This window comes from Mesorhizobium sp. M2A.F.Ca.ET.039.01.1.1, assembly GCF_003998035.1.
Lineage (GTDB): Bacteria > Pseudomonadota > Alphaproteobacteria > Rhizobiales > Rhizobiaceae > Mesorhizobium.
Window position 1 is genome coordinate 1 of record NZ_RZRY01000015.1, and the last position, 12683, is coordinate 12683.

The following is a 12683-nucleotide window of genomic DNA, read 5'->3' on the forward strand; positions in this document are numbered from 1 at the left end:
GCATCCAGGTCTACCGCATCGTCGAAAGCCTCGGCGCCACCGAAGGCGCGCCGGCCGCCGGCCTGGCGGACGTCATCGTCGACATCACCACCACCGGCTCGACGCTGCGCGCCAACCACCTCAAGGTGCTGGGCGACGGCACCATCCTCAAGTCGCAGGCCTGTCTGGTCGCGTCGAGGAAGCAGCGCGACGCGGCGGATGAGGCACGGTTGCGGGCAATCGCAGCCAAAATGGGCGCCTTGGTCGCTTAGCCCTCCCTACCTTCGGCGGGTTTCCACCGCCTTTGCAGGCTGATAGGCTCAATCATCTCGGGAGGAGACGGCGATGGCGATCAAACTCGACGAGCTTATGAACGCCACCAATTTGCGCGGGCATCGCGCGAGCGGCACCTTTATTGCCCCGGCCGGCGGCAAGGCGCATGTCTCGGGCGATCGCTTGGTGCCTTTGCTCGACAAGACCATTCCGGAGCTGTTCTCCGATACGGTGAGCAAATACGCCACGCTCGACGCCGCCGTCTTCGTCGGTCAGGACAAGCGCTTCACCTGGAGCGAGCTGTCGGATGCGGTCGACGCCCTGGCCGCCGGTTTCCTGGCGCTCGGCCTGGAAAAGGGCGACCGCGTCGGCATCTGGTCGCCGAACCGCTGGGAATGGCTGGTGACGCAGTTCGCCACCGCTCGCATCGGCCTGATCCTGGTCAACATCAACCCGGCCTATCGGCTGACCGAGCTGGAATATGCGCTCAACAAGGTCGGCTGCAAGGCGCTGGTCACGGCGGCCCAGTTCAAGACATCCGATTACCTCGGCATGATCGAGACGCTCGCGCCGGAGATCGCCAAGGCGGAGCCCGGCAAGCTCAAGGCGAAAAAGCTGCCGGCGTTGAAGATCGTCATCCGCATGGGTGACGACAATTCGCCCGGCATGTTCAATTTCGGCGATGTGCTGGCCATGGCCGGCCGCGACGAGCACGACAGTCTCGACCGCATCTCGGAGAGCCTGAAGCCCGCAGATGCCATCAACATCCAGTTCACCAGCGGCACGACCGGCGCGCCGAAGGGGGCGACGCTGACCCACGCGAACATCGTCAACAACGGCAATTTCGTCACCTCGGCCATAAAACTCACCGTCGATGACCGGCTCTGCATCCCCGTGCCGCTCTACCATTGCTTCGGCATGTCGATGGGCACGATGGGCTGCGTGTCGAAGGGCGCGACCATGGTCTTCCCTGGCGAAGGGTTTGACGCCGGCGCGACGCTGAAAGCGGTCGCGCAGGAGCATTGCACCGGACTCTACGGCGTGCCGACCATGTTCGTCGCCATGCTCGACCATGCCGATTTCGCCGGCTTCGACCTCTCCAGCCTGCGCACCGGCATCATGGCCGGCTCGCCATGCCCGATCGAGGTGATGAAGAAGGTGGTGTCGCTCATGCATATGAGCCAGGTGACCATCGCCTATGGCATGACCGAGACCAGCCCGGTCTCCTTCCAGAGCAGCGTCGACGACCCGCTTGAAAAGCGCGTCTCCACCGTCGGCCGCATCCACCCGCATGTCGAGGTGAAAGCGATCGGCGCGGATGGCGCGACCGTCGCGGTCGGGGAGCCTGGCGAGCTTTGCACGCGCGGCTATTCGGTGATGAAGGGCTATTGGGACGACGCTGACAAGACCCGCGAGGCGATCGACGCCGAGGGTTGGATGCACACCGGCGACCTCGCCACGATAGATGCCGAGGGCTATTGCAACATCGTCGGGCGGGTAAAGGACATGGTCATCCGCGGCGGCGAGAACGTCTATCCGCGCGAGGTCGAGGAGTTCCTCTACCGCCATCCAAAGGTCAAGGAAGTGCAGGTCTTCGGCATTCCGGACGACAAATATGGCGAGGAACTCTGCGCCTGGATCGTGCTGAAGCCCGGCCAGATCGCCACCGCCGAGGAAATCAAGGCCTTCTGCGCTGGCCAGATCGCGCATTACAAGGTGCCGCGCCACATCCGTTTCCGCACCGAATTGCCGATGACGGTGACCGGCAAGCCGCAGAAATTCCTGATGCGCGAAGCGATGGTGGAGGAACTCGGGCTGGTGGCGCAGAAGACGGCGTGAAACGGCATTTATGGACAACGAGTTTCCCAATTTCGCGGCGCTGAGGGCCGCCAAAATCGAAAACGTGGATTATCGCATCGTCGTCCGCCGAGGCGCGCGAACGGGCGGCGCGATCGTCATGGCTCCGCATGGCGGCAAGATAGAGCCCCGCACCTCCCTGATCACCGAGACGATAGCCGGCGACGATCTCGACATGTATTGCTTTGAAGGGCTGATGCCGGAAAGCAACCGGGAGCTGCACATAACGTCCAGGAACTTCGACGAGGCAACCGCGCTGGACCTGTTGCGGACCAAGTCCACTGTCGTCGCCATCCACGGCCGTCAGGATCGCGACGATCTCGCGACGGTCTACCTGGGCGGCAAGGACGCCGCATTGGTTTCGGAGATAGCCTGGCGCCTGCAGGAGGCCGGCTTCCAGACGCAAAAGGACAACCATCCGTTTCCGGGCATCCAGGATTCGAACATCGTCAATCGCGGATTGACGGGAAAAGGCGCACAACTGGAAGTCCCCTTCTCGCTGCGCCGCCGGCTGGGCAACGAGCCGGACCTTCTGGAAAAATTCTGTGGGGCGGTTCGCAGGGCCATGGAGACAAGCGACGCCCAAAATGGTGCCTGGTCCCCAATCCTATTTTGAATGCTGCAAAGTGCTCGGGACGTGCTCCCCACGCGCTTTTCCGCTAAGGTCGAAAAAACGCATGGTGTAGACCAAGGGGGGTGGATGACGAGTTACGCCCGGTCGGGAACGTCCTACACGATGCCGCTGGCCGCGCTGGCGATGGCTCTCGCGGTCAAGGCCAGCGGCCTTTCGGTTGACGAAGGGTCGCTAAACGTCAGGATCCTCGTCGGAGCGCTGTCGAGCGCCATCATGTTCGTCACCATTTTCGTCGTGCTCGATCATGCCGAGGCGCTCGCCCGGCGCGTAGGGGAGCCCTACGGAACATTGGTGCTGACCTTCGCGGTGACGGCGATCGAAGTGTCGATCATAGTCTCCATGATGCTGCATGGAGAAAACAACCCGACGCTGGCGCGCGAGTCCGTTTTCTCGACGGTGATGATCACCTCCACCGGCGTTGTGGGCATCTGCCTCACGCTTGGCGGCTGGCGCTATCGCAAGCAGGCGATCGTCCGGCAAGGGACCAGCGCCTACCTGTCGGTCCTGATCGCGCTGACCGTGATGACGCTTATTCTTCCGACCTACACCCGAACCACGGACCCCGGCACGTTTTCGGCGGCTCAGCTTGGTTTCGTGAGCGTCCTTTCGGTGCTGCTCTATGCGAGCTTCGTGTTCGCCCAGACCGTTCGTCACCGGGAGGACTTCGTCCAGGGACAGGCACACGACGCACCGATGCGAACCGCCTCCCACGACAGCATTTCCGTCAGCGCCGTGCTGCTGTTGAGTGGGCTCATCGGCATTGTCCTGCTCGCCGAGCAGGTCGCCGCGAGCGTGGAGGACGCGCTCGCCGCCTACCAGGTGACCCAGGCCGACAGTATCGTGGGCGCGTTGATCGCGGCGCTGGTTTTGATGCCGGAGGCCATCTCAGCGATCCGCGCCTCGTTCAGGAACGAGCTGCAGCGCAGCCTCAACGTCGCGATGGGGTCGGCCTGCGCCACGATCGGTTTGACGATACCGGCGGTCGCGGCCGCCAGTCTGCTGACGGGCAGGGGACTGACCCTGGGGCTTCCGGCCTCCGATGCCGTGCTTCTGGTACTGGCGCTCTTCATATGCAGCGTCAGCTTCAGCACCGAAAGAACGACGTTCCTGACCGGGATGGTCCATGTCGTGGTGTTTTTCACCTATGTGTTTCTGATCTTCGTGCCGTGAAGGGTGTCGCGAGCCGAGCATCGGGCGCAGGGTTAGCGCCGCCTCGAGAAGCGCTTCACGCCGCGAGCACCGCCCGATCCAGTCCGCGTATGATCCGCGCCAGTTCCACGCACTCGTCCTGGCGCACCTTGTTCTTCCGCCAGGCCATGCAGATCGTGCGCTGCGGCATCGGCTCCTGGAACGGCACGATCCTCAGATCCGGCAGGGCGCCAGCGGCACTTGCTGCCATTTCCGGCACCAGCGTGACGCCAAGCCCGTGCGCGACCATCTGCAGGAGCGTGGTGAGGCTGGTCGCGCCATAGCTTGCCATCGCCACCGGCCGCACACTGCCGCAGACGGCCAAAGCCTGCTCGCGCAGGCAGTGGCCTTCCTCCAAGAGCATCAGGCGCTCCAGCGCCGGGCTTTCGGGCGGCACCGGCGGTGAGGCGAAGGCCGGATCGCCGGCGGGCACGGCGAGGAAGAAGCGGTCGGCAAAAAGCTTTTCGGTGACGATCGCCGGCTGATCGAGCGGCAAGGCCGCGATGAAGGCGTCGAGCCGGCCAGACGTCGCTTCCTCGACCAGCGACGCGGTCACCGCCTCGCGCAGCTCGAGCTGGAGGGAAGGGTAGTGTTTTTTCAGCTCCGGCAGCACATGCGGCAACAGGTAGGGCGCGACGGTCGGGATGATGCCCAGCCGGAAGCGTCCTTCCATGCTCGGGCGGCCGCGCCGGGCAGTCGTCTCGACGTCACGTATGTCGGCCAGAATGCGTTCGATACGCGGCTGCAGGGCAAGCGCCTCGTCGGTCATGCGCACCGTCTTGCCACCGCGCTCGAACAACAGGCAGTTCAGCCGCTCTTCCATCTCGGCGATCTGCGCGGAAAGCGCCGGTTGGCTGACGCCGGCAAGCTTCGCGGCGCGGCCGAAATGCAGCGTCTGCGCCAGCGCGTCGAAATATTGCATCTGTCGGACAGTGAGGCCAATCATAAGAAAATCCTATCAAATGAAACAGGAAAGGCAATTTGTCTTTATCGGCCGGCCGGCCTAGTCTGGAATCATTCCAGGTTGGCGCGGCCAATGGCTGCCCCTGGGAAATTCCGGGAAAATCAACCTCGGCAAAATTCAACCACGGCAAAACCTCGGCAGAATCGGGAGACCCAAGATGGACGCGAAAACCGACGACAACAGCGCTGGCAAATGCCCGGTGGCGCATGGATCCGCACGGACCAACCGCGACTGGTGGCCGAACCAGCTCGACCTTTCCGTTCTCCACCAGCAGTCGAACCTGTCGGACCCGATGGACGAAGACTTCGACTACGCCAAGGAGTTCGCGACCCTCGACCTCGATGCGGTGATCGCAGACCTGCACAAGGTCATGACGGATTCGCAGGATTGGTGGCCGGCCGACTTCGGCCATTACGGGCCGCTCTTCATCCGCATGGCCTGGCACAGCGCCGGCACCTATCGCATCGGCGACGGCCGCGGCGGCGCCGGTGCTGGTCAGCAGCGTTTCGCGCCGCTGAACAGCTGGCCGGACAACGCCAACCTCGACAAGGCGCGCCGGCTGCTGTGGCCGGTCAAGCAGAAATACGGCCGTAAGATCTCCTGGGCCGACCTTCTGATCCTCACCGGCAACGTCGCGCTGGAATCGATGGGCTTCAAGACCTTCGGCTTCGCCGGCGGCCGCGCCGATGTCTGGGACCCGGAGCAGGATGTGGACTGGGGCTCCGAAGCGAAGTGGCTCGGCGACGAGCGCTATTCGGGCGATCGTGAGCTTCGCGGCCATCTCGGCGCCGTGCAGATGGGCCTCATCTACGTCAACCCGGAAGGCCCGAACGGAAAGCCGGATCCGGTCGCGGCGGCTCGCGACATCCGCGAGACCTTCGGCCGCATGGCGATGAACGACGAAGAAACCGTGGCGCTGATCGCCGGCGGCCACACCTTCGGCAAGACCCATGGCGCCGGCGATGCCTCGCTGGTGGGCGCCGAGCCGGAAGGCGCCGGCATCGAGGCGCAGGGCCTCGGCTGGTCGAGCAAATATGCCTCCGGCATCGCCGGCGACGCCATCACCTCGGGTCTCGAGGTCACCTGGACGACGACGCCGACCAAGTGGAGCAACAATTTCTTCGACAACCTCTTCAACTACGAATGGGAGCTGACGAAGAGCCCGGCCGGCGCCCATCAGTGGACGCCGAAGGGCGGCGCCGGCGCGGGCACGGTTCCGGACGCGCACAATCCCTCCAAGCGCCACGCGCCGGCCATGCTCACCACCGACCTCGCGCTGCGTTTCGACCCGGCCTATGAAAAGATCTCGCGCCGCTTCCATGAGCATCCGGCTGAGTTCGCCGATGCCTTCGCTCGCGCCTGGTTCAAGCTCACCCACCGCGACATGGGTCCGGTCGTGCGTTATCTCGGCCCGCTCGTGCCGAAGGAAGAGCTGATCTGGCAGGATCCGATCCCCGCCATCGACCACGAGCTGGTGAGCGAAGCCGACATTGCATCGCTCAAGGCCAAGATCCTGGCCTACGGCCTCTCGGTCTCCGAGCTGGTCTCGACCGCCTGGGCCTCGGCCTCGACCTTCCGCGGCTCGGACAAGCGCGGCGGCGCCAATGGCGGCCGCATCCGTCTGGCGCCGCAGAAAGACTGGGAAGTCAACGAGCCGGCTCAGCTCGCCAAGGTGCTTGCCAAGCTGGAAGCCATCCAGAAGGAGTTCAACGCGGCCCAGACCGGCGACAAGAAGGTCTCGATTGCCGATCTCATCGTGCTTGGCGGCGCCGCCGCGGTTGAAAAGGCGGCGAAGGACGGCGGCACTGAGGTGAAGGTGCCCTTCACCCCGGGCCGTATGGACGCTTCTCAGGAGCAGACAGACGTCCACTCCTTCGCGGCCCTGGAGCCCAAAGTCGACGGCTTCCGCAATTACAGCAGAGGCAGGCTGCCGATGTCGGTCGAGGCGATGCTGGTCGACCGCGCCCAGCTGCTGACGCTGACGGCGCCGGAATTGACTGTGCTGGTCGGCGGCCTGCGCGTCCTCGGCGCCAATGCCGGCGGTTCCAAGCACGGTGTTTTCACCGACAGGCCGGGCCAGCTCACCAACGACTTCTTCGTCAACCTGCTCTCGATGGCGACCGTCTGGGATCCGGCGGCCGGCTCCGAGCCGGGTTCCGATGAAGTCTACGAAGCGCGTGACCGCAAGACCAGAGAAGTGAAGTGGACCGGCACCCGCGCCGACCTGATCTTCGGCTCGCACGCGCAGCTGCGCGCGCTCTCCGAGGTCTATGGTTCAAGCGACGCCAAGGCGAAATTCGTCAAGGACTTCGTCAAGGCATGGACCAAGGTGATGAACGCCGACCGCTTCGACATCGCGAAGTAAGGTCGTACCTCTCAAGCAAAAAAGGCGCGGGTCATGCCCGCGCCTTTTTTGCGTTTCTCCGGAGCTGTCAGTCTTTTTCGAAGATGCCGGCCTTGGCGACGACGCCGGCAATCGCTCCGCCGATCAGCGGCGCGGCGATGAACAGCCAGAGCTGGCTGAGCGCGGCACCCCCCGAAAACAACGCCGGGCCGATCGAGCGCGCCGGGTTGAGCGACGTGCCGGTAACCGGGATGATGGCGAAATGCAGCCCGGCCAGCGTCAGGCCGATCACCAGGCCGGCAAAGGCGGTGGTGTGCTTGGCGTTGGTGACGCCGAGGATCACCGTGACGAAGGTGAAGGTGCCGATCAGCTCCCACAGCAAGGCCGAGCTCATGCCCCATTTCGCCTCGTCCCAGCCATTGGCGCCGAAGCCGCCGGTGTGGCCGCCGGCCTGGCCGGAAACGATGATCCACAGCGCCAGCGAGGCGATGATGGCGCCGATGATCTGCGCGATCCAGTAGGGAACGACGTCCTTGGCCGGCATCCGCCCTGCCAGGAACACGCCGAGCGTCACCGCCGGATTGAGATGCGCGCCCGAGATCGGGCCAATCGCATAGGCCGCGGCGATCAGGCCGATGCCGAACGCCAGGCCGATGCCTTCCTGTCCGAGCGGCAGCGCGCCGCCGAAACCGCCCGTGACCACGGAAGCCGTGCCGATGAACACCAACAAAAACGTGCCGAGAACTTCTGCCAGATAAGTCTTCATTGCCCTCTCCTCATTGGATCCGTCGAAACCACGTTTCCCGCGTCGCGAATCACTGGCGAAGAGTATTCCTGCCGGAAACACTTGGAAAGCTGAGAGATTAAGCCGGCAGGCTTGCTTGTGTATGTCAGGTAAGTACATTAGAGATCTTTCATATTCTGGTTGATTGTTCTTGTTTTTTCCGTAGCGCCGCTTGCGATCGAAAGACCGTTTGGGGAAATTGCGTCGCGCTGAAACCCTGTTTCACCGGCAAGCCGAATAGAATTGTTTCAATCCTGGCCTGAAAGGCTTTAAGAGCGGCTGGAACCGATTTGCAGGAGCTACGGAAAACGGGATGCGATTGGGCGGAAGGCTGGCGGCGGCCATAGACGTTCTCGAAGACATCGGCCGGCGCCACCGGCCGGTGGCCGACGCTTTGCGCGACTGGGGCCTCTCGCATCGCTTCGCCGGCGGCGGCGATCGCGCCGCGATCGGCAACATCGTCTATGACGCGCTGCGCCGCAAACGCTCGGCCGGCTGGCTGTTCGACGAGGACACGCCGCGCGCCATCGGCTTCGGCGCGCTTCTCTTGGAGTGGGGGCAAACGGCGCAGTCGCTCAACGAAGCGCTGAACGGTGACAAGTTCGCGCCGCCGCTGCTCAGCGCCGCCGAATTGAAGGCAGCCGCCGAGCGCAGGCTTGCCGATGCGCCCGATGCCGTGCGAGCGGATGTCCCGGACTGGTGCGCGCCTTTGCTCGAGCAAGCCTATGGCGACGCCTGGGTCGAGGAAGGCGCTGCGCTCGCCCGGCGTCCGCCGCTGGACCTCAGGACCAACACACTCCAGGCCGATCGGGCCAAGGTGCTGGCCGAGCTGCAGGGCACCGGCGCGGCACCCGCGGCGATCGCGCCGCACGGCATCCGTATCCCGCCCATCGATGGCGACGGCAGACATCCGAACGTGCAGGCCGAGCCCGCTTTCCAGAAAGGCTGGTTCGAAGTGCAGGACGAGGGCTCGCAGCTCGCCGCGGCGCTCGCGGGCGCCGAGCCCGGCATGCAGGTGCTAGATTATTGCGCCGGCGCCGGCGGCAAGACGCTGGCACTGTCGGCCGAGATGGACAACAAAGGCCAGCTCTTCGCCTATGACGCTGAGAAGGTGCGGCTGGCGCCGATCTTCGAGCGCATCCGCCGTTCGCACAACCGCAACATCCAGGTCGTCAGCAAGCCGGCGGAGCTTGCGCCTCTTTCAGGTCATATGGACCTCGTGCTGATCGACGCGCCCTGCACCGGCAGCGGCACCTGGCGTCGCCGCCCGGACGCCAAATGGCGACTGACCGAGCGGCAGCTTGATGCCCGCAAGGCAGAGCAGCAGGCGATCCTCGACACGGCCCAGGCCTTCGTCAGGCCGGGCGGTCTGCTGGTCTACATCACCTGCTCGGTGTTCGACGCCGAAAACGGCGAGCAGGTCGCGGCGTTCCGCGAACGCCATGCAGGCTTTGCGCCGGTCGATCATCGCCAGCTCTGGGAGGGCCGCTTCCCCGGCCATGAAGGCGCCGCGCGCATTGCCGGCAACGGTGGTATCTCGCTGTCGCCGGCGCTGAGTGGCACCGACGGGTTTTATTTCCACGCCTTGCGCAGGGGGGCCTGAGAGCCGCGCGATTTTGCTGCGCTGCAACATAAAAGATTGCCTGTGCTGCCTGCCTCTGCAATAAGCTTCGCCAGCAAAACGTGAGGCGGAGACCATGGCAGCCAAGATCGTACCCGCTCCCGACTTCGAGGAACGCGTCAGGACGTCCTTTGCCCGGCAGAAAGCCATGGCCACCATCGGCGCGGAGCTGACGCTGGTAACGCCCGGCATCATCGAAATCGAGATGCCTTACTCGGCTTCGCTCACCCAGCAGCACGGTTTCCTGCATGCCGGCGTCATTTCCACCGCGCTGGACTCGGCCTGCGGCTACGCGGCCTTTTCGCTGATGCCCGAAAATTCCGGCGTGCTGACCATCGAGTTCAAGGTGAACCTTTTGGCGCCGGGCAGGGGCGAGCGCTTCCTGTTCCGCGGCTCCGTGACGAAGCCCGGCCGCACCATCATCGTCGCCGACGGCCAGGCCTACGCTTTTGCCGCCGACGGCGAGGCCAAGCTGATTGCCACGATGACTGGCACGATGATGACAGTGGTCGGCCGCGACGGAATCGAGGGATGAGAAGCGGTCCGCGCAGCGGACGAAAAGCCCCCAAATGGGCTTTCGAGCGAGCCATAGCAAAGGGCCGGCAGACGGCGTTGCCGCTTTCCTTTTCGTAGTGGTAACAAACAGGGGTGGAGCCGCCATGACCGTCGAAATGTCGGAAAAATCCGTTCTCTTCGTGATGGCGGTGGAGGCCGAATACGGCCCGCACCTGAAAAACCTGTTCACGCCGCTGATGACTGGTGTCGGTCCGGTCGAGGCTGCTGTGCGGCTGAGCGCCGAACTCGCGGCGTTGAAGGCCGAAGGAGCGCTCCCGGACCTGATCGTCTCGCTGGGCTCGGCCGGCAGCCGCGAGCTGGAACAGACCGAAATCTACCAGGCCGTGTCGGTGAGCTATCGCGACATGGACGCTTCGCCGCTTGGCTTCGAGAAGGGGGCGACGCCTTTCCTCGACCTGCCGGTGACGGTGCCGCTGCCTTTCGTCGTCCCGGGCATCAAGACAGCCTCGCTCTCTACCGGCGGCGCGATCGTCTCCGGCGCCGCTTATGACGCCATCGATGCCGACATGGTCGACATGGAGACCTTCGCCTGCCTGCGCGCCTGCCAGCTCTTCGGCGTGCCGCTGATTGGGCTGCGCGGCATTTCCGACGGCGCGGCCGATCTCAGGCACGTCAACGACTGGACGGAGTATCTGCACGTCATCGACGAGAAGCTCGCCGCGGCCATTGGGCTACTTGAGCAGGCGATCGAATCCGGCGCGATCCGGCTGGCATAGGCGCAAAAGGACGGAAGGCCGCAGCGCTGAGCCCATTGCGCCGACTCGTTTCTTTCTCTAAAGGCTCGCCATGACGACAGCCAATCATCCCGACACCGTTCTGCCCAACACTGTCCTGATCATCGATTTCGGCAGCCAGTTCACGCAGCTCATCGCCCGCCGCATCCGCGAGGCCGGCGTCTTTTCCGAGATCGTGCCGTTCCAATCGGCCGAAGCGGCCTTCAAGCGCATCAATCCCAAAGCGGTGATCCTGTCGGGCGGTCCGGCCTCGACCACCGACATCGGCAGCCCGCGCGCGCCGCAGATCGTCTTCGACGCCGGCGTGCCGGTGCTCGGCATCTGTTACGGCCAGATGGCGCTCTGCGTGCAGATGGGCGGCGTCGCCGAAAGCTCCAATCACCGCGAATTCGGCCGCGCCTTCGTCGAGATCGAGAAGGAGAGCCCGCTGTTCGAGGGCCTCTGGGCGCCCGGCCAGCGCCACCAGGTGTGGATGAGCCATGGCGACCGGGTCATCGAATTGCCGCCGGGCTTCAAGGTGCTCGGCAAGTCGGAAAGCTCGCCCTTCGCCATCTTCGGCGATATCGAGCGCAAGATGTACGGCATCATGTTCCATCCGGAAGTGGTGCACACGCCGGACGGCGCGAGGCTCTTGAGAAACTTCGTCCACAACATCGCCGGCATCGAGGGCGACTGGACGATGCGCGCCTATCGCGAGCACGCGGTCGAAACGATCCGCAAGCAGGTCGGCAAGGGCAAGGTGATCTGCGCGCTTTCGGGCGGCGTAGACTCCTCGGTTGCCGCACTTCTGATCCACGAGGCGGTCGGCGATCAACTGACCTGCATCCTCGTCGACCACGGCCTGATGCGCAAGTATGAGGCGCAAAGCGTAGTGGAGATGTTCCGCCAGCACTACAACCTGCCGCTGATCCTGGTCGATGCGTCAGACCGTTTCATCTCGGCGCTGGAAGGCGAGGCCGATCCGGAGAAGAAGCGCAAGACCATCGGCCGCCTGTTCATCGAGGTATTCGAGGAAGAGGCGAAGAAGCTCGGCGGCGCCGATTTCCTGGCGCAGGGCACGCTCTATCCCGATGTCATCGAGAGCGTTTCCTTCTCGGGCGGCCCGTCGGTGACGATCAAGTCGCACCACAATGTCGGCGGCCTGCCCGAGCGCATGAACATGAAGCTGGTCGAGCCGCTGCGCGAACTGTTCAAGGACGAGGTGAGGGCGCTGGGCAAGGAGCTCGGCCTGCCCGAAAGCTTCATCGGCCGCCATCCCTTCCCAGGCCCCGGCCTTGCCATACGCTGCCCGGGCGGCATCACCCGCGAGAAGCTGGAGATCCTGCGCGAGGCCGACGCCATCTATCTCGACGAGATCCGCAAGGCCGGCCTCTACGACGCCATCTGGCAGGCCTTCGCCGTGCTGCTGCCGGTGCAGACAGTCGGCGTCATGGGCGACGGCCGCACCTATGAATTCGTCTGCGCGCTGCGCGCCGTGACCTCGGTCGACGGCATGACGGCCGACTTCTACCACTACGACATGAACTTCCTCGGCGCCGCCGCCACCCGCATCATCAATGAGGTCAAGGGCATCAACCGCGTCGTCTACGACGTGACCTCGAAGCCGCCAGGCACCATCGAGTGGGAATGATTCAGACCCACTCCAACGTCGCCGGAAATACGCCAAACTGCGACGTAACGTACTGAAAACAAAAATAAATCCTTTCGGGGGCAATCGGCGACAATCGGT

The 12683-nt window shown here is 64.3% G+C and carries 10 protein-coding genes and 1 pseudogene; 9 read left to right on the top strand and 2 right to left on the bottom strand.

Translation table 11 applies throughout. From position 1 onward, the window contains the following. The 4 genes and pseudogenes from hisG to EOA24_RS02985 form a co-directional block, all read left to right on the top strand. Positions 1 to 251 (top strand): annotated as a pseudogene (gene hisG, locus EOA24_RS02970) (ATP phosphoribosyltransferase); the annotation flags it as partial. A 73-nt stretch (positions 252 to 324) separates the two neighbouring features. After that, entirely contained in the window at positions 325 to 2091 is a 1767-nt protein-coding gene (locus EOA24_RS02975) for an AMP-binding protein (protein ID WP_126078870.1), read from the top strand. Positions 2092 to 2101: 10 nt separating this feature from the next. Then, complete coding sequence (locus tag EOA24_RS02980) at positions 2102 to 2725, top strand: poly-gamma-glutamate hydrolase family protein (protein ID WP_127256946.1); 624 nt, start codon at positions 2102 to 2104, stop codon at positions 2723 to 2725. A gap of 84 nt (positions 2726 to 2809) precedes the next feature. Beyond that, positions 2810 to 3913, top strand: a complete 1104-nt coding sequence (locus EOA24_RS02985) for a calcium:proton antiporter (protein ID WP_126083512.1) — start codon at positions 2810 to 2812, stop codon at positions 3911 to 3913. Positions 3914 to 3968: 55 nt separating this feature from the next. Here EOA24_RS02985 and EOA24_RS02990 read toward each other — a convergent pair whose 3' ends face one another. Beyond that, on the bottom strand, positions 3969 to 4877 hold the full coding sequence (locus tag EOA24_RS02990) for a hydrogen peroxide-inducible genes activator (RefSeq protein WP_126078868.1): 909 nt from the start codon (positions 4875 to 4877) through the stop codon (positions 3969 to 3971). A gap of 175 nt (positions 4878 to 5052) precedes the next feature. Between EOA24_RS02990 and katG the strand changes: the two genes are divergently transcribed. Then, on the top strand, positions 5053 to 7260 hold the full coding sequence (gene katG, locus EOA24_RS02995) for a catalase/peroxidase HPI (RefSeq protein ID WP_126078867.1): 2208 nt from the start codon (positions 5053 to 5055) through the stop codon (positions 7258 to 7260). Positions 7261 to 7327: 67 nt separating this feature from the next. Here the strand turns inward: katG and EOA24_RS03000 are convergent, their stop codons facing one another. Continuing rightward, a complete protein-coding gene (locus EOA24_RS03000; protein WP_126078866.1) occupies positions 7328 to 8005 on the bottom strand; it encodes an aquaporin in 678 nt (225 codons plus the stop codon). A gap of 331 nt (positions 8006 to 8336) precedes the next feature. On the opposite strand from EOA24_RS03000, the gene EOA24_RS03005 reads away from it, so the two are divergent. The 4 genes from EOA24_RS03005 (at position 8337) to guaA (ending at position 12584) form a co-directional block, all read left to right on the top strand. Then, a complete protein-coding gene (locus EOA24_RS03005; RefSeq protein ID WP_126078865.1) occupies positions 8337 to 9626 on the top strand; it encodes an RsmB/NOP family class I SAM-dependent RNA methyltransferase in 1290 nt (429 codons plus the stop codon). Between the two features lie 94 nt (positions 9627 to 9720). After that, positions 9721 to 10179, top strand: a complete 459-nt coding sequence (locus EOA24_RS03010; protein ID WP_040997552.1) for a PaaI family thioesterase — start codon at positions 9721 to 9723, stop codon at positions 10177 to 10179. Between the two features lie 124 nt (positions 10180 to 10303). Further along, complete coding sequence (locus EOA24_RS03015; RefSeq protein WP_126078864.1) at positions 10304 to 10936, top strand: 5'-methylthioadenosine/S-adenosylhomocysteine nucleosidase; 633 nt, start codon at positions 10304 to 10306, stop codon at positions 10934 to 10936. Between the two features lie 70 nt (positions 10937 to 11006). Then, positions 11007 to 12584: a glutamine-hydrolyzing GMP synthase gene (gene guaA / locus EOA24_RS03020; protein ID WP_126078863.1), complete on the top strand. Its 1578-nt coding sequence runs from the start codon at positions 11007 to 11009 to the stop codon at positions 12582 to 12584. Positions 12585 to 12683: the final 99 nt, after the last annotated feature.